Annotated in this window: 22 protein-coding genes; 10 read left to right on the forward strand and 12 right to left on the reverse strand. The window is 65.3% G+C overall.

The window, feature by feature from the left end:
- Positions 1–85: 85 nt before the first annotated feature.
- From BTJ49_RS05340 to pdhA, 4 genes are all read right to left on the reverse strand, one after another.
- Positions 86–3442, reverse strand: a complete 3357-nt coding sequence (locus BTJ49_RS05340) for a S41 family peptidase (RefSeq protein WP_168184673.1) — start codon at positions 3440–3442, stop codon at positions 86–88.
- 231 nt (positions 3443–3673) lie between these two features.
- A complete protein-coding gene (locus BTJ49_RS05345) occupies positions 3674–5017 on the reverse strand; it encodes a dihydrolipoamide acetyltransferase family protein (protein WP_113064325.1) in 1344 nt (447 codons plus the stop codon).
- Between the two features lie 61 nt (positions 5018–5078).
- Positions 5079–6059, reverse strand: coding sequence for an alpha-ketoacid dehydrogenase subunit beta (locus tag BTJ49_RS05350; RefSeq protein WP_113064326.1), 981 nt, complete (start codon positions 6057–6059; stop codon positions 5079–5081).
- 3 nt (positions 6060–6062) lie between these two features.
- Complete coding sequence (gene pdhA / locus BTJ49_RS05355; RefSeq protein WP_113064327.1) at positions 6063–7154, reverse strand: pyruvate dehydrogenase (acetyl-transferring) E1 component subunit alpha; 1092 nt, start codon at positions 7152–7154, stop codon at positions 6063–6065.
- 407 nt (positions 7155–7561) lie between these two features.
- Here pdhA and BTJ49_RS05360 point away from each other — a divergent pair, with 407 nt between their 5' ends.
- On the forward strand, positions 7562–8410 hold the full coding sequence (locus tag BTJ49_RS05360) for a tryptophan 2,3-dioxygenase family protein (RefSeq protein ID WP_113064328.1): 849 nt from the start codon (positions 7562–7564) through the stop codon (positions 8408–8410).
- 66 nt (positions 8411–8476) lie between these two features.
- A complete protein-coding gene (locus BTJ49_RS05365) occupies positions 8477–9949 on the forward strand; it encodes a peptide MFS transporter (RefSeq protein ID WP_113064329.1) in 1473 nt (490 codons plus the stop codon).
- A gap of 22 nt (positions 9950–9971) precedes the next feature.
- Here the strand turns inward: BTJ49_RS05365 and BTJ49_RS05370 are convergent, their stop codons facing one another.
- On the reverse strand, positions 9972–10406 hold the full coding sequence (locus BTJ49_RS05370) for a MarR family transcriptional regulator (protein WP_113064330.1): 435 nt from the start codon (positions 10404–10406) through the stop codon (positions 9972–9974).
- Between the two features lie 119 nt (positions 10407–10525).
- On the opposite strand from BTJ49_RS05370, the gene hppD reads away from it, so the two are divergent.
- Entirely contained in the window at positions 10526–11620 is a 1095-nt protein-coding gene (gene hppD / locus BTJ49_RS05375; RefSeq protein WP_113064331.1) for a 4-hydroxyphenylpyruvate dioxygenase, read from the forward strand.
- A gap of 51 nt (positions 11621–11671) precedes the next feature.
- Here hppD and BTJ49_RS05380 read toward each other — a convergent pair whose 3' ends face one another.
- Entirely contained in the window at positions 11672–12040 is a 369-nt protein-coding gene (locus tag BTJ49_RS05380; RefSeq protein WP_113064332.1) for a DUF5362 domain-containing protein, read from the reverse strand.
- 150 nt (positions 12041–12190) lie between these two features.
- Between BTJ49_RS05380 and hmgA the strand changes: the two genes are divergently transcribed.
- From hmgA to tpx, 5 genes are all read left to right on the forward strand, one after another.
- Positions 12191–13504, forward strand: a complete 1314-nt coding sequence (gene hmgA / locus BTJ49_RS05385; RefSeq protein WP_113064333.1) for a homogentisate 1,2-dioxygenase — start codon at positions 12191–12193, stop codon at positions 13502–13504.
- Between the two features lie 34 nt (positions 13505–13538).
- On the forward strand, positions 13539–14522 hold the full coding sequence (locus tag BTJ49_RS05390; RefSeq protein WP_113064334.1) for a fumarylacetoacetate hydrolase family protein: 984 nt from the start codon (positions 13539–13541) through the stop codon (positions 14520–14522).
- Between the two features lie 103 nt (positions 14523–14625).
- Positions 14626–16026, forward strand: a complete 1401-nt coding sequence (gene hemN / locus BTJ49_RS05395; RefSeq protein ID WP_113064335.1) for an oxygen-independent coproporphyrinogen III oxidase — start codon at positions 14626–14628, stop codon at positions 16024–16026.
- A 147-nt stretch (positions 16027–16173) separates the two neighbouring features.
- Positions 16174–16383: a hypothetical protein gene (locus tag BTJ49_RS05400; RefSeq protein ID WP_113064336.1), complete on the forward strand. Its 210-nt coding sequence runs from the start codon at positions 16174–16176 to the stop codon at positions 16381–16383.
- 118 nt (positions 16384–16501) lie between these two features.
- Complete coding sequence (tpx, locus tag BTJ49_RS05405; protein ID WP_113064337.1) at positions 16502–17002, forward strand: thiol peroxidase; 501 nt, start codon at positions 16502–16504, stop codon at positions 17000–17002.
- Positions 17003–17021: 19 nt separating this feature from the next.
- On the opposite strand, the gene BTJ49_RS05410 is transcribed toward tpx, so the two are convergent.
- The 6 genes from BTJ49_RS05410 to BTJ49_RS05435 all read right to left on the reverse strand — a co-directional run bounded on the left by BTJ49_RS05410 (position 17022) and on the right by BTJ49_RS05435 (position 21629).
- Positions 17022–17444: a group III truncated hemoglobin gene (locus BTJ49_RS05410; protein ID WP_113064338.1), complete on the reverse strand. Its 423-nt coding sequence runs from the start codon at positions 17442–17444 to the stop codon at positions 17022–17024.
- Between the two features lie 64 nt (positions 17445–17508).
- Entirely contained in the window at positions 17509–18687 is a 1179-nt protein-coding gene (locus BTJ49_RS05415) for a hypothetical protein (RefSeq protein WP_113064339.1), read from the reverse strand.
- A gap of 24 nt (positions 18688–18711) precedes the next feature.
- Entirely contained in the window at positions 18712–19590 is an 879-nt protein-coding gene (locus BTJ49_RS05420) for a sel1 repeat family protein (protein WP_113064340.1), read from the reverse strand.
- Between the two features lie 111 nt (positions 19591–19701).
- Positions 19702–20715: a type I glyceraldehyde-3-phosphate dehydrogenase gene (gene gap / locus BTJ49_RS05425; protein WP_113064341.1), complete on the reverse strand. Its 1014-nt coding sequence runs from the start codon at positions 20713–20715 to the stop codon at positions 19702–19704.
- Positions 20716–20836: 121 nt separating this feature from the next.
- Positions 20837–21283 (reverse strand): sulfur transferase domain-containing protein, encoded by a 447-nt coding sequence (locus tag BTJ49_RS05430; RefSeq protein WP_113064342.1) that lies wholly within the window; start codon positions 21281–21283, stop codon positions 20837–20839.
- A 25-nt stretch (positions 21284–21308) separates the two neighbouring features.
- On the reverse strand, positions 21309–21629 hold the full coding sequence (locus BTJ49_RS05435; RefSeq protein ID WP_113064343.1) for a metalloregulator ArsR/SmtB family transcription factor: 321 nt from the start codon (positions 21627–21629) through the stop codon (positions 21309–21311).
- A 213-nt stretch (positions 21630–21842) separates the two neighbouring features.
- Here BTJ49_RS05435 and BTJ49_RS05440 point away from each other — a divergent pair, with 213 nt between their 5' ends.
- Complete coding sequence (locus BTJ49_RS05440; protein ID WP_113064344.1) at positions 21843–23123, forward strand: FAD/NAD(P)-binding oxidoreductase; 1281 nt, start codon at positions 21843–21845, stop codon at positions 23121–23123.
- Between the two features lie 23 nt (positions 23124–23146).
- Complete coding sequence (locus tag BTJ49_RS05445) at positions 23147–23353, forward strand: DUF2892 domain-containing protein (protein ID WP_113064345.1); 207 nt, start codon at positions 23147–23149, stop codon at positions 23351–23353.
- Positions 23354–23367: the final 14 nt, after the last annotated feature.

Raw genomic sequence — 23367 nt, forward strand, 5'->3', positions numbered from 1 at the left:
AAGAAAAAAGGGGCGCATCGGCGCCCCTTTTTCGTGGCTGCATGCCGACGCCTGTTCCTGCTACCGGCATCGCGGGTGCGGCTTGTCAGCCGCAGGTGGTGTGGTTCATGTGGACGGTGCACTGGGGATAGACCGGCTGCTTCGGGAAGGCCGGTGTCCACGGCGGCGGCGCCGGCAGCGTGCGCGGTGCGGCCTTGATCTTCTTCATCAGCATGTCGACCGCTGTCTGCAACTGGGCGTCGTGGTCGCGGTTGAGCTGGCCCGGCTTGTCGTGCACGGTGACGTCAGGTTCCACGCCGATGTTCTCCACCACCCATTGGGAGTGCAGCGAATACATGGCGTTGTCCGACACCGTCAAGTGGCCGCCATCGAGCAGGCTGAACGGACCGTCGTAGCCGCGCACGCCGGCCCAGCTGCGATCGCCGATGATCGGACCCAGATGCGCCTGCTTGAACATGTAGGGGAACATGTCGCCGTTTGAGGCCGAGCCGCGGTTGTAGATCAGCGCCTTGTAGCCGTAGGACGCCGTGGGTCCGGTGAAGGTCCAGCCAAGGCGGGTGGCGAACATGTTGGTCAGCTTGCGCGCGATGCGCGAGAACACGCTCATTTCCAGCGCGTCCGAGCCGCCCAGGTTCCAGCGGTCGTCGAAGACGATGCCCTGCTTGTGCATCTGGCTGGCGTACTGGCGAATGAATTCGTGTGCGCCGGTGGCTTCGAAGTCGTTCAGGTACACATAGCCGACCTTGCCGTCGGAGAGCTTGCTGACCATCTCGCGGTTATGCCGAATCCACGCCAACAGGTGCAGTTTTTCGGCATTGGCGATCGGCTTGACGTGGATGGTCCAGGCCTGACGGCCCGAAGCGTGGCGCGACAGCCGCAAGCTGACGGTGGTGCCGTACGTGCCATTGAGCAGCGCGTAGGGGTTCATCGGCGCTTTCAGCGATTGGCCGTTGATGGCCAGCACGTAGTCGCCGGTGGACACCTTCAGGCCCGGCTGCGCCAGCGGCGCCCGGTAGCCGGGGAGGGTGTTGTCGCCATGATAGATGCGCGCCAGCTTGTAGCGACCGGAGGCCGTGTCGAGGGCGAAATCGGCGCCCAGGTCGGCGGTCTCCGAGGCCGGGCTCTTCCAGCCCTGGTCACCGCCGCCGACATACATGTGGCTCTCGCCGAAGGTGGCGATCATGTTGCCGATCAGCCAGTTGACGTCATTGCGGCTGGTGGCCCGGGGCAGCAGCTTTCCGTAACGCTGTCCCATGGCGTCCCAGTGGGCCTTGACCAGTTGCGGATTGAGGAAATAATCGCGCACGTCGCGCCAGGATTCGCCGAAAATCGTCGCCCATTCGGCTCGCGGTTGGACCCAACGGCGCATGTGCGAAAGGTCCAGTTTTTGCGTCTTGGCTTTCTTGTCGAAGCTGGTGGGACGCAGCACCCAATGTCCCTTGGACTGGTACATCAGGGTCGAGTCATCCGCGGACAGGGTCAGGTCCTGGCCGCCGTCGTCCAGGGTCAGGTCCTTGCGCTTGTCCAGATCGTAGGCGCGCAGTTGCGGCTTCTCGCCAGTGAGATGACCGCCGAGGACGTAGTTGGGCTGGGTGCTGTAATAGACCACGCTCTTGGCCGCACGTACTCGGTCGATATTGGTTGCCGGTACCGGCAACTGCACGGCGCGCGACATCAGTCCTGCGAGGTCGATGTGCAGCGGCCCGGTATGCGTCGATGCCTTTTTCTTGTCGTTCTTCTTGGGTTTGTCGGTGGGCTGGCCGGCGGCCTTGGGCTGACGTGGCGCCAGCGGTGAAGCCGTGTCTTTGTCCAGGGTCGCGGCATACAGGCCGCTGCTGTCGAGATTGGTCGTGCTGCTCCAGTCGCTCGTGCCGCCGGCCAGATTGACCAGGCGGTCGGAGGCGAAGAACAGGTACTTGCCGTCCGTCGAGAAGGCCGGTGCGTCGTCGTCGAACTGACCGCTGCTGATGCCGTGCAGGCTGTGGTCGGTCACGTGGTAAAGGAACAGGCCGCGTTTGCGGTCAGCGAGCATGCGCGAGAAGGCGATCCAGTCGCTGCCGGGCGACCAGGTGACATCGCCGAAGGCCCCGCGGCCGCTACGGTCAGTGGCCACCTTGTAGCGCTTGCCGCTTTGCACGTTCTGCAGCCACAGATGCTCGTCGGCATCAATGTAGGTGATCCAGTGGCCGTCGGGACTCCATGTCAACGGTCCCTGGTAGCTGAGCTTGGAGTCGTGCGTCAGCAGGGTCGGCGCACCGCCGGTGGCATTGCGCAGGGCAATTTCGTCACTGCGGCCTTTGGCCAGGATGTAGGCGATCTGCTTGCCATCGGGTGACCAGGCGGGATCGCGCTCGTCGGCGGCTGGGTCATGGGTCAGGGTCTGTGTGCTGCCATGTTTGGCCGGCACGGTGAACAGCGCACCGCGTCCCGAGAATGCGGCGAGCTTGCCGCTGGGTGCGATGGTGGCGCCAGCGAGCGTCTTGCTGGCATCGGCCCAGTGCGGTTGCGCGTGTTTGCCGTTCATGGGCACGCGCACGTCGATTCGGTGGAGCTGGCCGTCGTTGAAGGTATAGACGTACAGGTCACCGCCGTCGGACAGGGCGATGCCGTCGTGGCCCAGTGTCGGCGAGTCGATGTCGTAGGCGTCGAAGTGGGTCAGCTGAGTGAACTGGTTCTTGCTGAACGAATACGACCACAGGTTCTGCACGCCCTTGGCGCCACGGTCGGAGGTGAAATAAATCGTGTCGCCGTGCCACATCGGCCACACGTCGGCGCCTTTCCAGTGGGTGATCTGGCGGCTTTTTCCGGTCTTGAAGTCGTAGGTCCAGATGTCCTGCGCCTGACCGCCGAAATAGTGTTTGCGGTGGAACGGGCGGAATACGCGGGAGAGCTTGTTGTAGGCCACCTCGGTGCCGCTGGCATTGAACGACAGCGGGCCGGTCCAGGGCAGGGGCAACTGCTTGGGCAGGCCGCCGTCCAGCGGCACGGTGAAGGCGTGCATCACCTGCGGATTGAAGCTGGTGCGGCGCGACAGGAAGACGACGTTCTTGCCGTCTGGCGTCCAGCCCAGCACGATGTTGTCCAGGCTCGTGCGGAGCTTGCCCTCGCCGACCTTGCGGTTGATCGAGTGGTACGTCAGCCGCCGCACCGCGCCGCCCGCAGCCGGAACCACGTACACGTCGGTGTTGCCCTGGTACCAGCCGGTGAAGGCCACCCATTGGCCGTCCGGCGAGAAGTGCGGCGCCATGTCGAAGCCGCTGTCGGAGGTGAGCTGCGTGGCGGTCCCGCCCTGCATCGTGGTGCGCCAGAGGTTGCCGCCGGCTTCGAAGACCACGCTGTTGCCGTGCATCGTGGGGTAGCGGATCAAGGCCTTGATCGGGCCATTGGCGGTCGGTGGGGATGCCGCCGTTGCACTTGCCGTCAATACTAGGCCCGCCGTCATGCATAGGCACCCGATCCATCCTTTCAGCCGTATCGTCATCACGCAATCCTCGCTATAGACCCGTGGCCTGTCGCAGGCGCACATCCTTTCCAGCATTGAGTGGCGGGCAAATATCCTCAAGTGGAGGAAGTCATGTGCAGGCGGTGTGGCGCAACGTGATGGGCGTTGGCGAAAGCAAAAAAAAGAGGGGCCGAAGCCCCTCTTTGCATGGTGCAGTGGTGCGATCGACCGTTACTGCGGCAGCGCCAGATCGTCCAGCAGCGCCTTGAGGAAGCGCGCGGCTTCGCCGCCGGTGGCGGCGCGGTGATCGAAGGTGATGCTGATCGGCATGCGGCGATGCACCTCGATGCCGCCCATCACCGCCACCACGTCGTGGCTGAGCTTGCCGGCGCCGATGATGGCCACGCACGGCGGCACCACGACCGGGGTCGCGTAGCGGCCGGCGAACATGCCGAAGTTGGACAGGCTGATCGTGTAGCCCGACAGTTCCGAGGACGGGATCGAACGATCCATCACCTGGTTGCGCAGGCGGTTGATGCCCTGGCGCACGCCGTTGGCGTCGAGCATGTCGGCATTGCGCAGCGCCGGCACGAACAGGCCGTCGTCGGTGTCCACGGCAATGCCGATGTCCACGTGCGGGTGCAGCGTGCGGGTCAGGTTGTCACCGTCGAACCAGGCGTTCAGCGCCGGCACCGCCTTGCAGGCGGCGACGATGGCGCGGATCAGGCGCGCGGTGATGTCCTGCTTGCCGATCCAGGCGTGCAGATCGGCGTCGTCGGCCAGCGTGGTCGGGACCACGTTGGCGTGCGCGTCGGCCATGACGCGGGCCATGTTGCGGCGCACGCCCTTGAGCTGCTCGGGCTGGCCGGTGGCCTGCACGGTCGGCGGCGCGGTGCGCATCGGCTTGCCGGACTGCGACACGGCGGTACGCTGACCGTTGCCCATCGGCGCGGGCGCGGCCGGCGCCGGTGCGGCGGCACGGGCCGGGGCGGCGCCCAGCGGCGCGCTGCCGTCGGCGGCGGCCTGCTTGACGTCCTTCAGCGTGATGACGCCGCCGTCGCCGGTGGCGCGCACGCGGGTCAGGTCGACCTTGAGCTTCTTGGCCATGGCGCGCACGGCCGGCACGGCCTTCACGCCACCGGCGCTGCTGACCTGCTCGACATGCACGGTGTTGCCGCTGGTCATGGCGCCGACCACGGTGCCCTCATCCTCGCGATCGCTGCTGGCGGGCGCGGGAGCCGGGGCGGATTCGGGTGCCGGCGCGGCGGCCTTCTTCTTCGGGCCGTGGCTGTGGCCGGTGTCCTGCGATTCGGCGCGCTGCTTGGCGTTCGGGTCCGGTTCGAAGTCGCACAGGGCGGCGCCGGTCTCGATCACGTCGCCCTCGGCGCCGTACAGCTTGACCACCTTGCCGGTGTAGGGAGACGGCACGTCGACGACGGCCTTGGCGGTTTCCATCGAGGCCAGCGGCGCATCGAGCTTGATGTCGTCGCCTTCCTTGACGTGCCATTCGACGATGGTGGCGTCGGGCAGGCCTTCGCCGAGGTCGGGCAGTTTGAAAGTCTTGATATCGGCCATGGTCTTGGGTCCGGATGAAAATGGATTGGGCCCGCCGCCGCGTGGACGGCGGGCGTCACGATCAGCTGACGGCCAGCGTCTTCTGTGCCGCGGCGACGATGCGTTCCACGCTGGGCAGGTACTTCATTTCCAGGCGGAACAGCGGAATGTGCGTGTCGTAGCCGGTCACGCGCTGCACCGGGGCGAGCAGGTCGTACAGGCACTCCTCGGCCAGGCGTGCGGCGATCTCGGCGCCGAAGCCCGCGGTCTTGGGGGCTTCATGCACAATCACGCAGCGGCCGGTCTTGCTGACCGACTCGGCGATGGTGTCGAAGTCCAGCGGCGTCAGTGTGGCGACGTCGATGACCTCGGCGCTGATGCCCTGTTCGGCCAGCTCGTCGGCGGCTTCCAGCGTTTCCTTCACCTGCGCGCCCCAGGTCACCAGGGTCACGTCGGTGCCGTCGCGCAGCACGAAGCACACGTCCAGCGGCAGCGCCTCGCCGTCGTCCGGTACTTCTTCCTTGTACTGGCGGTAGATGCGCTTGGGCTCGAGGAAGATGACCGGGTCGGGGTCGCGGATCGCCGCCAGCAGCAGGCCGTAGGCGCGCGCCGGCGAGGACGGAAGGACCACGCGCAGGCCCGGTACGTTGGTGAACAGGTGTTCGTTGGCTTCCGAGTGATGCTCGGGCGCACGGATGCCGCCGCCCCACGGGGCACGGAACACGGCCGGCACGGACAGGCGACCGCGGGTACGGTTGCGCATGCGTGCGGCGTGGCAGTTGATGTGCTCCATCATCGGGTAGATGAAGCCCTCGAACTGCGCTTCGGCGACCGGCTTCATGCCCTGCACGGCCAGGCCGACCGTGGTGCCGGCGATGGTGGTCTCGTCCAGCGGCGTGTCGAGCACGCGCAGCGGACCGAACTTTTCCTGCAGCCCCTGGGTGGCGCGGAACACGCCGCCGTTGACGCCGACGTCCTCGCCCAGCACGACGACCGAATCGTCGTGCGCCATTTCGTAGGCCAGCGCCTGGGTGACCGCTTCGATGAGAGTGATCTGTGCCATCGGTCAGTGCTCCTTGGATTCCAGCGAGATGGCCTCGGCGCGCTGACGCGCGAGGTCTTCGGGCAATTCGGCGAAGGTGTAGTCGAACATCGCCGTGACCGGCTGGGCCTTGTTTTCCAGGTAGGCGTTGACCTCGTTGTCCATCCACTCGTCGCACTCGGCCTGCCAGACGTCTTCCTTGGCCTGGTCCCAGACCTTCTTCGACTCCAGGTAGGCGCGCAGGCGCTTGACCGGTTCTTTTGCACGCGCTTCTTCGACTTCGTCGTTCTCGCGGTAGCGGCGCGCATCGTCGGCGGTGGTGTGATCGCCGAGGCGGTAGGTGACCGCTTCGATGACGCTGGCACCCTCGCCGTTGCGGGCGCGCTCGAGCGCGTCCTCCATCGCCTTGCGCACGGCGATGATGTCGTTGCCGTCGACCTGGATGGTCGGCAGGCCGGCCGCGATGGCCTTCTGCGCCAGCGTTTCGGCACCGGTCTGGATGCTGCGCGGGACGGAGATGGCCCACTGGTTGTTGACGATCACGGCGACCAGCGGCAGCTTCTGCGCGCCGGCGATGTTGATGGCGCCGTAGAAGTCGGCCTTGGACGAGCCGCCGTCACCGACGGTGCACACGGCCACGCGCTTCTCGTCGCGGATCTTGAAGGCCAGCGCACTGCCAGCGGCGTGCAGGCACTGCGTGGCGATGGGCACCGACCAGGCGAAATCGTGGCGGGCCGGTTCCTTCTGGTAGTCGTTGCCGCGTTCGTCGCCGCCCCAGTAGGTGTAGACCTCGCGTGGCTGCACGCCGCGATACAGCTGGGCGCCGTATTCGCGATAGCTGGGCGCGTATACGTCCTCGTCCTTCATCGCGCTGCCGATGCCGACGTGCGCGGCTTCGTGGCCCAGGCAGCTGGCGTAGGTGCCGAGCTTGCCGGTGCGCTGCAGGGCGATGGACTTGGTGTCGAACACCCGTGTGGAGACCATCAGCTTGTACAGCTCGACCATGTGGTCGAGGTCCTTGGCGAAGGCCGGCAGGTCCTTCTCCTTGACGACCAGCTTGCCCTCGGGATCGAGGTACTGCAGGTATTCGATTTCAAATTTGGCGGCGATGGACACGAGATCCTCCCGGAACGGTGATACGGAGCGGGCCTGCGTCGACACGGCGGGCGAGCGCGTACGCAGTGCGCGGAAACCGGCGCTGCGCGGCCTGCTGGGTTGTTGTGAAGACAGACGATTATCCCACGCCCGGAGGCGCGAGAGGTCGGGAGGCAAGTCGGCGGCCCATCCAGCGGAGCCGGCGCGGGGCTTGCCCGGTTGGCCGCCCTTGATAACAAATCGGCATGCTGCATCGCAAGGTACGGCGCAACATTTGCGCGCGCTGGTCTGCAAGAATTCTGATGGAAAGTCATTGTATAACATGAGCTTGAAGCCGGCTTTCGGAAATTGGTCTGGTTGCGGCGTACCGGAGGCCGAAACTTGCTGATACGCTTCCGGACTTTCCTTCCGTACGGAAATCGAGCGCCATGGCCGAGCACAATCGTCGCGATCTGGAAGACGGTATCGAGCGTGATCTGGAGCGCCGCCTGACCTATGCCGGCTATCTGCGACTGGACACCTTGCTGTCGGCGCAGGCTCCGGTCTCGCAGGAGGCGTATCACGACGAGATGCTGTTCATCATCCAGCATCAGGTGTCCGAGCTGTGGATGAAACTGGCAATCCATGAACTGCAGGCGGCGTTGCGCCTGCTTCGCGAGGACAAGGTCGGTCAGCTGCTGAAGGTGCTGGCGCGTGTGAAACAGATCCAGCATCAGCTCTACGAACAGTGGGGTGTGCTGGAGACGATGACGCCCTACGAATATCTGAAGTTCCGCGACCAGCTCGGTCCCGCCTCGGGGTTCCAGTCGCTGCAGTATCGCTTGCTGGAATTCCTGCTCGGTAACAAGCACGCCGACATGCTGGACGTGTTCGCGCACGATCCCGATGGCCAGGCCCGTTTGCGCGCCGTGCTGGAAGCGCCGAGCCTGTACGACGAGACGCTGCGCTGGCTGGCGCGCAAGGGCCACGATGTGTCCCAGGCCAGTCTGGAGCGCGACTGGACCCAGCCGCACGAGCGCGATGAGGCCTTGCTGCCGGTGTTCGAGCGCATCTACCGCGATCCTGAACAGCACTGGCCGGAATACCACCTGTGCGAAACGCTGGTGGACATGGAGGAGAACTTCCAGCTGTGGCGTTTCCGCCACATGAAGACGGTCGAGCGCATCATCGGCCACCGACGCGGCACTGGCGGTTCGTCCGGCGTCGGCTTCCTGAAGAAGGCACTGGACCTGACGTTCTTCCCCGAACTGCTGGATGTGCGCGCGCAGCTGGGCTAAGCGAACTTTGTGCCAACGTGTGCAGTCTGATCGTGGGCCGCACTCTCACCACGACAGGACCTATGCATGCATGCCACCGATGACGCCGGTGTTCCGGAACGCCTTCCCCAGGAACGTTTCTGGGGCCACCCACGTCAGTTGTGGATGCTGCTCGGGGTCACGGTCGGGCTGAATTTCGCTTTCTACGGGTTTCGCGCGTTCCTGACGCCGTACATCGCCGATACGTTCTTCGCGCATCTTGGCGCGTCGGCGGCGCAGAAGCAGGCCGACTTGCTGGCCAGCGGCTTTCTCGCGTTGATGTATGCCACGCCCATCATCGGCGGATACGTGGCGGACAAGGTTCTCGGTGAGACACGCGCGCTGGCGATGTCCCTATGGCTGGGCACGATCAGTCTGTTGCTGATGGCCTCGCCGAGCCTGTTCGGTTTCGAGATCGGGTTGTCGCTGTTCGCACTGGCCGCGGGACTCGGGATTCCGCTGACGGTGCTGATCGGGCGCAACTACGCCAAGGACGATTCACGTCGCGAGGGCGGTTATACGCTGTATTACCTGGCGATCAATCTGGGCTCGTTCGTCACCCCGTTCATCTGCGCGGACCTGATCGGCCAGCGCTACGGCTTCCGCTGGGGGTTCGTGGCCGCGGCGGCGGGCATGCTGTTGGCCGCCGCGGTGTTCCAGTGGCGCAAACACAAGCTCGCCCCGATCCTGCCCGACGGTTCGCATCTGCATGGCCGCATGGCGACGGTATGGGTGCTGCTCGCGACGCTGGCGCTGACCTATCCGGTCGCGTTGCTGCTGGCCTACCCGACGGTGCTGCGCACGGCCATGTACGTGCTGATGGCGTTGCTGGTGATCTATTTCGTGGTGCGCTGCATCCAGCGCGGCGACCGCGTGCAGACCCAGCGCTATCTGGCGCTGCTGCTGCTGTTCGTGGCGATGGTGGTGTTCTGGGCGTTGAGCCTGCAGGGCGTGACGTCGCTGAATTTCTTCGCTCGCGATCACGTTGTCGCGCCGTTCCACTACACGCTGTTCCAGTCGGCCAATCCGCTGTACATCCTGCTGTTCGCACCGTTCATGGCCATGCTGTGGCCGTGGCTGCAGCGGCGCGGACGCGATCCGTCGACGCCGCGCAAGTTCGGCATCGGCGTGCTGTTCGTGGCGTTGAGCTACGGCTTGCTGGCCTGGGCGATTTCGCATGCGGCGGGCGACCGCGTGGGCTGGATGCCGCTGGCCCTGTGCTATCTGCTGCAGACGCTGGGCGAACTGGCCCTGTCACCGATCGGCTACGCCCTGGTCGGGCAGCTGGCCGCGCCCGAGGAAGCCTCGCTGGCGATGGGCGGCTGGTTCTTCGGCACGGCGCTGGCCTATCAGCTGGCCGGCTGGATCGCGACGCAGACGGCCTCCAGCGGCAACGCCCTGCAGGGGTTCGCCGATTACGGTCACGTCTACGCGCGCCTGTTCTGGGGCGGTCTGGTCGTGGCCGTGGTGTTCCTGCTGGCCGCGCCGGGCATCCGGCGGCTCATGCACGGCGTGCGCTGAGGCGCATCGCCCTCCTGCGGAATCAGACCGGCGCCAACTTGTCCAGGATGCGTGCGAGGGTATCGATTTCCTCGCGGGACAACTGTGCCAGCATCTCGCGTTCGTGATTGCGCGCGCGCGGCGCGACGGCGTCGTGCACGCGCCAGCCTTCCTCGCTCAGGCGCAGCACCGAGCGGCGACGGTCGTTGCCGTGGCGTTCGCGATCCACGCGCCCGGCCTCGACCAGTCGCGACAGCGCGCGACTGACCGCGACCTTGTCCATTGCGGTGTGTTCGGCTACCTCGCGCGCCGACAGCGGCTCGAACCGCGCCAGCACCGCCATCACGCGCCATTCGGTCATCGACAGGCCGAATTCCTGCTGGTATTCGCGGGCAATCGCCTGGCTGACGGTGTTGGACAGGATCGACAGCCGGTAGGGCAGGAACCGTTCCAGTTTCAACGGAGCGTGGTCGGTCATGCGGCGCTGCGCCTTGCAAATGGTTACAGATGAAACTATAACGGCGGTCTGCGATGCGCAAGCCCGCGAACGATCGCCGGTGTGCGCTCATCACCCACTCAAGACACAGGAGCCGCCTCATGAGCGCACAACCCAATCTCGGCATGCAGGTCACCACGTTCGAGAATCCGATGGGCATCGACGGTTTCGAATTCGTCGAGTTTGCCGCGCCGGGCGAGCAGGCGGCCGAGCTGCACACGCTGTTCGAGCGCATGGGCTTCACCGCCGTGCTGCGTCACAACAGCCGTCCGATCACGGTGTATCGCCAGGGCGGCGTGAACCTGCTGGTGAACGAGGACCCGGATTCCTTCGCCGCCGATTTCGCGGCCCAGCACGGCCCGTGCGCCTGCGGTTTCGCGATCCGCTTCCAGAAGCCGGCCGGCGAGGTCTACGACACGGTGCTCGGCAATGGCGGCGAAGCCGTCGAGCACAAGGAAGCCAGCAAGGCGGTGAGCGCGCCGGTGGTCAAGGGCATTGGCGACTGCATGCTGTACCTGGTCGATCGCTACGGCGACAAGGGCAGCATCTACGACGGCGACTTCTCGCCGATCGAGGGCGCCGATCAGAACCCGAAGGGCTTCGGGCTGACCTTCATCGACCATCTCACGCACAACCTGTACTTCGGCAACATGGCGAAGTGGTCGGACTACTACGAGAAGCTGTTCAACTTCCGTGAGATCCGCTACTTCGACATCAAGGGCGCGAAGACCGGCCTGGTGTCCAAGGCCATGACTGCGCCGGACGGCATCGTGCGCATCCCGCTGAACGAGTCGGACAACCCGAAGTCGCAGATCAACGAGTACCTGGACGCCTATCACGGCGAAGGCATCCAGCACATCGCCTGCTTCACCGACGACATCTACGAGACGGTGGAGAAGATGCGTGCGGCCGGGATGGAATTCCTGGATACCCCGGACACCTACTTCGAAGTCATCGACGAGCGCATCCCGGGCCACGGCGAGGATGTGCCGCGCCTGGCGAAGAACAAGATCCTGATCGATGCCGACCCGGAGACCAAGAAGCGCCTGCTGCTGCAGATCTTCACGCAGAACTGCATCGGTCCGATCTTCTTCGAGATCATTCAGCGCAAGGGCAACGAGGGCTTCGGTGAGGGCAACTTCCAGGCCCTGTTCGAGTCCATCGAGCGCGACCAGATGAAGCGCGGCGTGCTCTGAGCGATCTGCGTGCGCTGCGCAGGCTTTCGCGCCTGCGCAGCGCGAGCGGACTCAGTGGAACTTGCCGCTGCTGAGCATGGCCGCGAAGATCGCCCCATACAGCAGGATCATCAGGACGCCGAGAATGATGCCGATCAGCATCAGTACTCCCTGGATCACGAAGTAGCTGCGCAGTTTGTCCAGCGACAGGCGGAAGGCAGCTTCATCGCCGGACGCATGGGCTTGCTCCAGTGCACCGGCGGACTGATTCAGCAGTACGCCGATCCAGATCGGCAGCCAGGCGATCAGGATGCCGACAATGGACAAGGCGGTGAAGACACCCTGGATGATGAACATGATGCCCAGAAACTTCATCCAGCCCTTGGCGCCGGCCAGCGGCGTGCTGAGGTCGCGCACGATGGCGCTGCGGTCGTCGTTCATGGATCGAGCTCTCCCCTCGGTTCGAAGTGGCGCGGCCCCCCGGCCGTCAGCTGTCCTCAAGAGTAAGCGGGCGGGCATGGGGTCGCAACGCAGGTTCGTGATTCACCCTTCAATCCAGTACGCCTTCGGGCGCGGAAGGAATCTCCCAGCATGAACAGCACATCCCTGCAGTACCAGACCGGTTTCGGCAACGAGTTCGCCACCGAGGCGGTGCCGGGCGCATTGCCGGAAGGGCGCAACTCGCCACAGCGCGTGGCGCATGGCCTGTACGCCGAGCAGATTTCCGGCACCGCGTTCACCGCGCCGCGGCACACCAATCGCCGCAGCTGGCTGTACCGCATCCGTCCCGCGGTGATGCATCCGCCGTTCGAGCCGCTGGCGCACGCCACGCTGCACAACCGCTTCGACGAGGCGCCGGCCACGCCCAACCAGCTTCGCTGGGGGCCACATCCGATGCCGGAGGGCGACGCGGATTTCGTCGACGGCCTGTTCACCATGGCCGGCAACGGCGGCCCGGCGGCGCAGACGGGCATCGGCATCCATCTGTATGCCGCCAACCGCGACATGCAGGATCGCTTCTTCTACAACGCCGACGGCGAGCTGATGATCGTGCCGCAGGCCGGTCGTCTGCGCATTGCCACCGAGATGGGCGTGCTGGAGGTCGAACCGCAGGAGATCGCGGTGATCCCGCGCGGCGTGCGCTTCACGGTGACGCTGCCTGACGGCAGCGCGCGCGGCTACGTCTGCGAGAACTTCGGCGCGATGTTGCGGCTGCCCGAGCTGGGGCCGATCGGTTCCAACGGCCTGGCCAATGCGCGTGATTTCCAGACACCAGTCGCGGCCTACGTGGACGAGGAAGGCGAGTTCGAGCTGGTCGCCAAGTTCCAGGGCCAGCTGTGGCGCACGACGCTCGGCCACCATCCGCTGGACGTGGTCGCCTGGCACGGCAACTTCGCGCCGTACCGCTACGATCTGCGCCGCTTCAACACCATCGGCTCGATCAGCTACGACCATCCCGACCCGTCCATCTTCACCGTGCTGACCTCGCCCAGCGCCGTGCCGGGCACGGCCAACATGGACTTCGCCATCTTCCCGCCGCGCTGGCTGGTTGCCGAGGACACCTTCCGTCCGCCGTGGTATCACCGCAACATCGCCAGCGAATACATGGGGCTGGTGCACGGCGAGTACGACGCCAAGGAAGCCGGCGACGACGAGGACGGTTTCGTGCCGGGCGGTTCGTCGCTGCACAATTGCATGAGCGGGCACGGTCCGGACGCGGCCAGTTTCGAGAAGGCGTCGGCCATCGACACCTCCACGCCGCAGCACATCACCGATACCATGGCCTTCATGTTCGAGACCTGCGCGGTGATCCATCCGACGCGTCAGGCCATGGAATCGCCACGGCTGCAGTCGAATTACTACCGCTGCTGGCAGGATCTCAAGAAGCATTTCAAGGCGCCCTGAGCGCCGCAAGCCACACCCAGAAAAAGGATTCGCGATGAAACTCGGTTCCCTGAAAGCCGGCGGCCGCGACGGCACCCTGATCGTCGTCAGCCGCGACCTCACCCGCGCCGTGAAGGCGGACGGCATCGCCGCGACGCTGCAGGCCGCGCTGGAGGACTGGTCCAACGCCGCACCGCGCCTGAATGCGCTGTACGACGCGCTGAACGAAGGCAAGGCGGACGGTGCGTTCGATCTCGACGAGACCGCGCTGGCCTCGCCGTTGCCGCGTGCCTACGAATTCCTCGACGGCAGCGCCTACTTGCCGCACGTGGCGCGCGTGCGCAAGGCGCGCGGCGCCGAGGTGCCGGAGACCTTCTACACCGACCCGCTGATGTACCAGGCCACCAGTGCCGGTTTCCTGGGGCCGCGCGACGACGTGGTCGTGCCCAGCGAGGACTACGGCATCGATCTGGAAGCCGAGGTCGTGGTGGTGGTCGACGACGTGCCGATGGCATCCACGCCAGCCGAGGCAGCCGAGCATATCCAGCTGATCGGCCTGGTCAACGACGTGTCGCTGCGCGGCCTGATCCCGGCCGAACTGGCCAAGGGCTTCGGTTTCCTGCAGTCCAAGCCGCGTTCGGCGCTGTCGCCGGTGTTCGTCACCCCGGACGAGTTGGGCGACGCCTGGCAGGGCAACAAGCTGCATCTGCCGATGCGCACCTGGATCAATGGCGAGTGGTTCGGCGAGGCCGAGTGCGGCGTCGACATGCAGTTCGACTTCGGTCAGCTGGTCGCGCATGCGGCCAAGACGCGTCCGCTGTCGGCGGGCGCCATTGTCGGCTCCGGGACCATCGCCAACGAGGACACCTCCAAGGGTGCTTCCTGCCTGGCCGAACAGCGCACGGTGGAAAAGCTGCGCGACGGCGAACCGAAGACCCCGTTCCTGAAGTACGGCGATCGCGTGCGTATCGAGATCACCGACAAGGAAGGCAAGAGCATCTTCGGCGCCATCGAGCAGACCGTCGCACCGATGCGCTGAATGCATCACGCCGCCCGCACCGAACCATAGTGCGGGCGGTCTTTGCGCCTCGACTTGACCAGAGTCAAGGTCGCCGAGGAGCGTCGAGCGCAGACTGCGCTCCATGATGAACGCCACCGACGCCCCCGTTTTCGATTCCGAACTGATCGCACGCTACGACAGCAGCGGTCCGCGTTACACCAGCTATCCGACGGCGCCGCATTTCGTCGACAGTTTCGACGAAACGGCCCTGCGCACGGCGATCCGCATCTCCAATGAGGAGCCGATTCCCAGTTCGCTGTCGCTGTATGTGCACGTGCCGTTCTGCTTCAGCCCGTGTTTCTACTGCGGCTGCAACCGCATCATCACGCGTGATATCGGACGTGCCGACGCCTATCTGGAGCGGCTGTACCGCGAGATCGAATTGACCGGCGAGTTGTTCGACCGCGACCGCGTCGTGCGTCAGCTGCATTTCGGCGGCGGTACGCCGAACTTTCTCGATCTGCCGCGTATGCGCGAAGTGCTGCACGTACTGGGCAGCCACTTTCATCTCAGCGGCGATGCGCATCGCGAGTTCGGCATCGAGATCGATCCGCGCTACGTGGACACGGACTACATCCGTGGTCTCGGCGAAGCGGGCATGAACCGCATGTCGATCGGCATCCAGGATTTCGACCCCGAGGTGCAGCGCGCCGTGAACCGCGTGCAGAGCGTGGAGCAGGTCGCTGCCATCATGCGTGCGGGGCGTGAATGCGGCTTCGGTTCGATCAGCGTGGATCTGATCTACGGTCTGCCGCATCAGACCGTGGAACGCTTCACGCGCACGCTGGACCAGGTCATCGCGCTGGGGCCGGATCGCATCGCGACCTACAGCTATGCGCATCTGCCGGAACTGTTCAAGGCGCAGCGCCGGCTGGAGCGCGAGGCGCTGCCGGACGCACAGACCAAGCTGGCGCTGTTCGGTCGCACGCTGGAACGGCTGACCGCGGCCGGCTACGTCTATATCGGCATGGATCACTTCGCTCGCGCCAACGACGACCTGGCCCGGGCGCAGCGCGCGGGCACGCTGCAGCGGAATTTCCAGGGGTATTCGACGCACGGCGATTGCGATATTGCGGGTCTGGGTGTCAGCGCCATTGGTCGCGTCGGCTCGACCTATAGTCAGAACGCGCGCGATCTGCCGACCTATTACGCGGCGCTCGATGCGGGGCATCTGCCCGTCGTGCGCGGGCTGCAATTGAATACGGACGATCTGGTGCGGCGTGAACTCATCGGCGAGCTGATGTGTCACGGCGAGGTCGACAAGGTCGCCTTCGGCGATGCGCACGGACTCCGTTTCGACGATTATTTCGCCGAGGATCTCAAGCGTCTTGCGCCGCTGGTTGCGGACGGTCTGGTCTGCGACGGTACCGATGCCGTGCGTGTCACCGCGCGCGGACGGTTGCTGATCCGTCACGTGGCGATGTGCTTCGATGCCTATCTGCGCAGCAATACGACGTCGACCAAGTATTCGCGTGCCATCTGAGCGAGGCCGCTGGGGCCTGGCTGCCCCCGGGCGCTTGGTTGATGCTGCCATGTCTGATGTTGCGGATTCGACACGGCGCGCGATGAGTTCCGGTCTGTCTGTGTGTGCTTTTGCCGTACCGACGCCGTCTCGGGCGCATGCGTTCCGGTGGACTACACCAAGCTGAAACGGGCCGATCTGCATGGCCTGGTTGAACATGTCGGCCCGTTCCTGGCCGGCACGTATGCATTGCGCCGGGGACGTGCCCGTCGTCAGCGCGCGCTGTGCTTCGTCGCCGCGATTGCGGTCTTCCTGTTCATGGTCAGTGCGGCGCGCGCGCATGCGCCGCTGGGTATCTTCCGTTTGCTGATCCAATGACGCGTCCGACGCGCACACGGTTTACATCGGACCGGTTGGTCCCCATATGCTGAGGGATGATCGCTGTCCCGATTCTCCGGGATAGTGCACCCATCCAACCCACCCCAAGAGGTACACGATGTCCCAGGTCACATTGCAAGGCAATCCGGTTCGCGTCGATGGCGATTTTCCGTCCGTCGGGGCCGTGGCGCCGGATTTCACATTGGTCGACAAGGAACTGAACGACATCGCGTTGGCCAGTTTCGGCAGCCGGCGCAAGGTATTGAACATCTTCCCCAGCGTCGACACCGGCGTGTGTGCGGCTTCGGTGCGGCGTTTCAATGAGTTGGCCGCGAGCCTCGATAACACAGTGGTGCTCTGCATCTCCGCCGATCTTCCGTTTGCACAGGCGCGCTTCTGCGGCGCCGAAGGGCTGGATCAGGTGCAGACACTGTCGACGCTGCGCGGCGATGCATTCCTGACCGACTACGGCGTGGCCCTTGCCGACGGTCCGCTAGCGGGCCTGGCCGCGCGTGCGGTGGTGGTGCTGGACGGCGACAATCGCGTGCTGCATGCGCAGATGGTGCCGGAGATCGCCCAGGAACCCGATTACGACGCCGCGCTCGCCGCGCTGTCCTGATGTCTTCCGGCCGGCCGTATCAATGCGGCCGGCCGCGTTCCCAGCACCCGGCCAGCGGCACGCCCAGGTCGCGCCCGCGCGGTCGCAGGCCCATGCCCAGCATCAGGCCATGGCCGATGCGCTCGGCCAATTCGATCATGTGTGCGGCGGCGGAGGCCGGGAGTAGTGATTCGACGGTGTCGCGCCACAACGTCAACCAGCGCGTGAAGTGCGACGAGGTTGCTGGCAAGTCGCGATGCAGCGCCATCGGGTTGCCGCGGTAGTCGCCGGCGCGCAGCGCTGTGCTGCACCAGAAATCGACGAGCCTGCGCTTGTGCTCCGACCAGTCGCGTACGCGTGACTCGAACACAGGACCGAGTTCGGCGTCTTCGCGTACGCGGTCGTAGAAGCGGTCGACGAGGATGGTCAGGGCGGGTCTGTCGAGGCCGGGAATGTCGTTCATGGCGATAGGGTAGGGAGCGTGTCGACACGTTCGCGTACGTCGATCGCACACGCCATGATCTGCGTCAGACGATGTGCGCGGCGAAGCTGGACGGCTTGCCGTCCCAGGGTTCGAAATGGCTGCGGCCCGGGCGGTCCACCGAGTGCTGGGGGCCACGCCGGGTCATCTTCAGCGCCTTGCGGCCTTCGAGCCACAGCGAAGTCAGGTTGGTCACGCGTTCGTCGCGGCACAGTAACGCGTGCTCCCCGGCATCGTCGAATGCGGCCAGGGTCACGCCCTTGAGCGCGGCGCTGAGCAGGTGCACGCGGCCGTCGCCGTGCATGTCGGCGGCGGCGTGAGCGAAGTCGAACCAGTTCGGGTTGCGCGGGTTGTTCGTCTGCACCGGCAGCGTGTGATGGGTCGGCTGCCCTGCGCCGCACAGCACCAGCACCTTGTCAGCGGCGCGTGCCAGCGCCGCATCGCTCAGCATCGGCGCGTTGCTGTGACCCTTCTGACGAGCACGCCGGCCGCGAATGAAGGCTTCCGCGTCGCGGAGAAAGCGCGATTGGAATTCGCTTTTGTCGCGGACACTGGCCTGCCAGCGCCCGGGGTCGAACAGATCGACGTCGCGGCCGTCCTCGTCCACCGCGGCATGCGTCCAGGAGGGCGTCATCTGGTACACGGACGGGAAGGTGCGGGCGATGCGCCGGTAATCCTCGTCGGTGCCGAACCAACCGTCCTTCTCGCCGACCACCAGGGCGTAGGGCGCACCGATCGCGCCGCGGAACGGTGGGGCGATGAACACGATGCGGCCGACGCCGGCGAATGGATCGCGTGTGTTGCGCAGCGCCAGCGCCGAGCGCAGCAGCAGGCCGCCCAGACTGTGGGTCACGAATTGCAGTTCGCCGGAGCGTCCCGCGGCCCGTTCGCGGCCGGTCAGTTCGTCCATTGCGCGTACCAGTGCGGCAGCGGACATCTCCAGCGGTTTGCGCCAGTCATAACTGAACGTGTAGACCGGCTCGGGCTGCTTCCACGCGCGCAGCTTGCTGACGATCGCTCCGTAGGCGTAATGGAGCAGCCGCGAAGGACGCATCCAGTGACCGTCCTGGGCGTCGTAGCGACCCTCGGCCAGGCTGAAATCCAGCGGGTCTTCCAGCACGTCGCCGATGGCCATGTCTTCCAGTGACCAGCGGTGCGGCCAGTCCATCGGATAGGTATCGACGAGTTCGGAACCCTTGATGCCCGGAAGAAAGACGATGGCCACGGTGTGGAATCCTGGAGTGGGTGCTCAGTGGACAGGGCGCAGCACGCGGAATTTCTGGGCGTTGTGGACGATCGAAACGCGCAGGTAGCGCGTGCCCTCGCTTTCCGCGACCGAATTGGCCAGGGCATGATCGAGATAGTGTCGAAGCATGTCGTCCATCGATGCCTTGGGCACGGCGTCGAGCAGCCAAATCTTTCCGGGCTTCCCGTCGGGCTGGAAGGCAACCATGTACTCGGCCATGCCGTTGACGTTGACGTTTTCCGATGCGTCGACGCCGGCAGGATCCTGCACGAGTCGAGTGCGGCCGGTGCGGCGATCCTTGTTGTAGGCGTCGATGCCGCGTCGTATCGAGGTGTCGAAGCGCGCGACCATGGCGCCGACGTGCTTCGAAGCGGCCTTGTCGATCTTGCCGCCGGCATCGGTGATGCGCTTGATCAGGTTCGACGCATAGGCCGAGTCCTGGCCGCGCTGATCGCGCTGCAGTGCCAGGGGGTCGTGATACCGGGCGTACATCTGCGCCCAGACCATGGCCTGCGCCAGGCGACCGGCCTGCAGTTCCAGCTCGCCGAGCTTGGCCATGGCCATGACGTCGCCGTGCACGGCCGCGTTGCTCAGGAGGATGCGCGCCTGGCTCAGATCGCGCTTGACCGGAGAACCCTTGATCCCGGCTCCCTGCCAGTAGAACGTCCCCGCCAGATCCTGGGCGCGGACCTGGCCGCTGTTGGCCAGCGCAATCATCTGCGCGAACAGCTTCAGGCGCGCGGCGCGGGGAGCGGAAGCATCCAACATGCGCGGGTTGAATCCGTTTTCCGTGTAGGACGGAGCGGGTTGTGCCATGAGTGGGCCGGTCGCGGCCAGCAGGATCAGGGCGAGAGAGGCGAGCAAGCGGGTCTTCACGCGCACGGCGAATCCTTCCTTTTGTTGATGTCGATAAAAAAACCCGCATGCCGAACGGCATGCGGGTTCACTTTATCGCTTTCCGGCGTCGAGAAAAACGGCGGTCGGCGGGGTGCCTCAGCCGGCGTTGACCAGCGCCACCGTCATGTCGAGCATGCGGTTGGAGAAGCCCCACTCGTTGTCGTACCACGACAGGACCTTGACCAGGGTGCCGTCCATGACGCGGGTCTGCGTGGCGTCGTAGGTGGACGAAGCCGGGTTGTGGTTGAAGTCGACCGACACCAGCGGCTTGGTGTTGACGCCGAGGATGCCCTTCAGCGGACCGTCCGCGGCCGCCTGGATCACGCTGTCGATCTCTTCCTTGGTGGTTTCGCGCGCGGCGACGAAGGACAGGTCGACGACCGACACGTTGATGGTCGGCACGCGCATGGCGAAGCCGTCCAGCTTGCCGTTCAGTTCCGGCAGCACCAGGCCGACCGCGGCGGCGGCGCCGGTCTTGGCCGGAATCTGGCTCATGGTGGCCGAGCGGGCGCGGCGCAGGTCTTTGTGGAAGACGTCGGTCAGCACCTGATCATTGGTGTAGGCGTGGATGGTGGTCATCAGGCCGTGCACGATGCCGATGCCGTCGTGCAGCGTCTTCGCCAGCGGCGCCAGGCAGTTGGTGGTGCAGCTGGCGTTGGAGATGACCTGATGGTCGGCGGTCAGCTGGTCGTGGTTGACGCCGTAGACGAAGGTGCCGTCGATGTCCTTGCCGCCCGGCGCGGAGATGATGACCTTCTTGGCGCCCGCGGCGATGTGCGCGCCGGCCTTTTCCTTGGTGGTGAACAGACCGGTGCATTCCAGCACCACGTCCACACCCATCTCGCCCCACGGAAGCTTGGACGGATCGCGTTCGGCGCAGACCTTGATGCGGTCGCCGTTGACGACGATGTCGCCGCCCTCGACGCTCACCTCGCCCGGGAACTTGCCGTGCGCGGTGTCGTACTGCGTCAGGTGTGCGTTGGTCTCGGCATCGCCGAGGTCGTTGACGGCGACGATCTGGATCTCGTTCGTGCGTCCGCTCTCGTAGAGCGCGCGGAGCACATTGCGACCGATGCGGCCGTAGCCGTTGATGGCAACCTTGATGGCCATGGAGCAGCTTCCTCTGATGCGGTGAAGGCGAATACGGCCCCGGAACGGACCGCGCAGATGGCCATTTTAGCCGGAACGGACCGCGCACTCACCCCACGCGGTCCTATCGTCTCCGGACGGTTCAGCCAGCCTGTAGTTTCGCGCGCACCACCGGCTCCAGTCGGTCGAGTCCGGCTTCACGACCGGTGGCGATCGCCTCGTCGACGGACTGGCCGTCGATCCATCCGGCCTTCAACGCCACCAGTGCGCCGACGCGCTGGCCGCTGGCGCAGTGGATCAGCATGCGGCTGACGTCGTGCTGCTGCGTGGCCTGCGCCAGCTTCGCGGCGGCATCGCGCGTCAGGTCGTCGGGGTTGGCGACGGGAATGTGCACATAGGTCATGCCGTGCGCCTTCACGGCGGCGGCTTCGTCCCAGCCGGCCTGTTCGGCAAGCGGGCGTAGGTTGATCACGCATTCACCTCCCTCGCGGGCGAAGGCGGCGATCTGCTCATCGGTGGGCTGGCCGCCGCAGTAGGCGCCAGCGCCGGGGCGGCACTGGTTCGGAGCAAAGTGAAATTCGTTGTTCATGCGTTCTCCGCGAGCTGGGTGTGAATCAGTTGTGCACCGGTGCGCAGAGGCCGGCCTCTGCGTCCGGCGCGCAGTAGATGCCGTACAGGGTGGCGATGATCTGCTGTGCCGGTCCGGTTTCCAGGGCGTACCAGATCGACTGCGATTCGCGCCGGGTGCGCACCAGATGGTCTTCGCGCAGACGCGCCAGATGTTGAGACAGGGCCGACTGGCTCAATTCCGGCAGCTGCTCGTTGAGTTGACCGACCGACATCTCGCCGTTGACCAGCAGGCAGAGCAAGCGCAGTCGTTGCGGATTGCCCAGCGTTTTCAGTAGCCGCGCCGCCTCATTGGCGCGTTCCTGCATATGGGTCGGGTCAAAATCGTCAGGCAGGCCCATCGGGGGCGTTCCTCGCATCAGTGTGACATCCGGCTGTGCCGGCGAGAGGGGAATTTATCACGCTTGCTAAATAAGTAAAAGCTAATTTAGAATTGATCTCACAAAACGCGGGGGATGTCGAACGCGCCCTCCGCGCAACCTGAAGTCCATTCATTCGAGTGGACGCGGAGGAGAAAAGACATGTCCAAGATCGTGGTGTTGGGGGCAGGTATCGGCGGCACGGCCGCTGCGTACGAGCTGCGCGCCGAGCTGGGCAAATCGCATGAGATCACGGTGATCGGCGATGGTCCGCGATTCAGTTTCACGCCGTCCAACCCGTGGGTCGCGGTGGGCTGGCGCCAGCCGAAAGACATCCAGATCGATATGACCGATCCGCTGGAGCGTCGCGACATCGGCTTCATCGACGTGCCGGCCGCTTCGGTGCATCCGCAGGAGAACCACCTGCTGCTGACCGACGGGCGTCGCGTGGACTACGACTATCTGGTCATCGCTACCGGCCCGAAGCTGGCCTTCGAGGAAGTGCCGGGGCTGGGGCCGGAGGGCGGTTTCACCGAGTCCATCTGCACCACGCCGCACGCCGAGGAAGCCTGGGCGAACTACCAGAAGTTCCTGGAGAATCCCGGCCCGATCGTGATCGGCGCCGTGCAGGGCGCGAGCTGCTTCGGTCCGGCCTACGAGTTCGCGATGATCATCGATGCCGACCTGCGCAAGCGCAAGTTGCGCGATCGCGTGCCGATGACCTTCGTCACCTCCGAGCCGTACATCGGCCATATGGGTCTGGGCGGTGTGGGCGATTCCAAGGGATTGATGGAGGCGGAGATGCGTCAGCGCCACATCAACTGGATCACCAACGCGCGCGTGACCGACATCGCCGAAGACAAGATGAAGGTCGATCAGGTCGACGCCGAGGGCGAGGTGGTGAAGCAGCACGAGCTGCCGTTCGCGTACTCGATGATGTTGCCGGCCTTTCTTGGCGTGGATGCCGTGCGCGGCATCGAGGGACTGGTCAATCCGCGCGGTTTCGTGCTGATCGACCCGCATCAGCGCAATCCGAGCTTCAAGAACATCTTCTCGGCAGGCGTCTGCGTGGCGATTCCGCCGGTCGAGGCCACGCCGGTGCCGACCGGCGCGCCGAAGACCGGCTTCATGATCGAGTCGATGGTGACGGCGATTGCGCACAACATCCGTGACGACATCAACGGCGGGCCGGCCGACACGCGCGCGACCTGGAATGCGATCTGCCTGGCCGACATGGGCGACACCGGCGTGGCCTTCGTGGCACTGCCGCAGATCCCGCCGCGTAACGTGACGTGGGCCAAGGTCGGCAAGTGGGTGCATCTGGCCAAGGTGGCGTTCGAGAAGTACTACCTGCGCAAGGTGCGCAACGGCAACACCGAGCCGGTGTACGAGAAATACGTGCTGAAAGCGCTGGGCATTCTGCGTCTGAAGACGCCCAGCTGACGATTCCTGCGAGGAGAACACTGATGAACATCGATCGCGTGGTTCTGGGGTTCGCCGGCACGGTGGTGCTGGTGAGCGTGGCGCTGGCGCACTTCGTGTCGCCCTGGTGGTTGCTGCTGACGCTGTTCGTCGGCGCCAATCTGTTGCAGTCGTCGTTCACGGGCTTCTGCCCGCTGGCGATGATTCTGCGCAAGCTGGGCGTAAGGGCCGGGTGCGCGTTTCCGCGTTGAGTTGTTATTGGCGG

This window comes from Oleiagrimonas sp. MCCC 1A03011 (assembly GCF_003267965.1).
GTDB classification, from domain to species: Bacteria; Pseudomonadota; Gammaproteobacteria; order Xanthomonadales; family Rhodanobacteraceae; genus Oleiagrimonas; species Oleiagrimonas citrea.

Bases quoted from the DNA above. Each gene is read 5' to 3' on its own strand.
- BTJ49_RS05340 (WP_168184673.1), bottom strand. From the start codon at position 3,442: ATGACGGCGGGCCTAGTATTGACGGCAAGTGCAACGGCGGCATCCCCA.
- BTJ49_RS05345 (WP_113064325.1), bottom strand. From the start codon at position 5,017: ATGGCCGATATCAAGACTTTCAAACTGCCCGACCTCGGCGAAGGCCTG.
- BTJ49_RS05350 (WP_113064326.1), bottom strand. From the start codon at position 6,059: ATGGCACAGATCACTCTCATCGAAGCGGTCACCCAGGCGCTGGCCTAC.
- BTJ49_RS05360 (WP_113064328.1), top strand. From the start codon at position 7,562: ATGGCCGAGCACAATCGTCGCGATCTGGAAGACGGTATCGAGCGTGAT.
- BTJ49_RS05365 (WP_113064329.1), top strand. From the start codon at position 8,477: ATGCATGCCACCGATGACGCCGGTGTTCCGGAACGCCTTCCCCAGGAA.
- BTJ49_RS05370 (WP_113064330.1), bottom strand. From the start codon at position 10,406: ATGACCGACCACGCTCCGTTGAAACTGGAACGGTTCCTGCCCTACCGG.
- hppD (WP_113064331.1), top strand. From the start codon at position 10,526: ATGAGCGCACAACCCAATCTCGGCATGCAGGTCACCACGTTCGAGAAT.
- BTJ49_RS05380 (WP_113064332.1), bottom strand. From the start codon at position 12,040: ATGAACGACGACCGCAGCGCCATCGTGCGCGACCTCAGCACGCCGCTG.
- hmgA (WP_113064333.1), top strand. From the start codon at position 12,191: ATGAACAGCACATCCCTGCAGTACCAGACCGGTTTCGGCAACGAGTTC.
- BTJ49_RS05390 (WP_113064334.1), top strand. From the start codon at position 13,539: ATGAAACTCGGTTCCCTGAAAGCCGGCGGCCGCGACGGCACCCTGATC.
- hemN (WP_113064335.1), top strand. From the start codon at position 14,626: ATGATGAACGCCACCGACGCCCCCGTTTTCGATTCCGAACTGATCGCA.
- tpx (WP_113064337.1), top strand. From the start codon at position 16,502: ATGTCCCAGGTCACATTGCAAGGCAATCCGGTTCGCGTCGATGGCGAT.
- BTJ49_RS05410 (WP_113064338.1), bottom strand. From the start codon at position 17,444: ATGAACGACATTCCCGGCCTCGACAGACCCGCCCTGACCATCCTCGTC.
- gap (WP_113064341.1), bottom strand. From the start codon at position 20,715: ATGGCCATCAAGGTTGCCATCAACGGCTACGGCCGCATCGGTCGCAAT.
- BTJ49_RS05430 (WP_113064342.1), bottom strand. From the start codon at position 21,283: ATGAACAACGAATTTCACTTTGCTCCGAACCAGTGCCGCCCCGGCGCT.
- BTJ49_RS05435 (WP_113064343.1), bottom strand. From the start codon at position 21,629: ATGCAGGAACGCGCCAATGAGGCGGCGCGGCTACTGAAAACGCTGGGC.
- BTJ49_RS05440 (WP_113064344.1), top strand. From the start codon at position 21,843: ATGTCCAAGATCGTGGTGTTGGGGGCAGGTATCGGCGGCACGGCCGCT.
- BTJ49_RS05445 (WP_113064345.1), top strand. From the start codon at position 23,147: ATGAACATCGATCGCGTGGTTCTGGGGTTCGCCGGCACGGTGGTGCTG.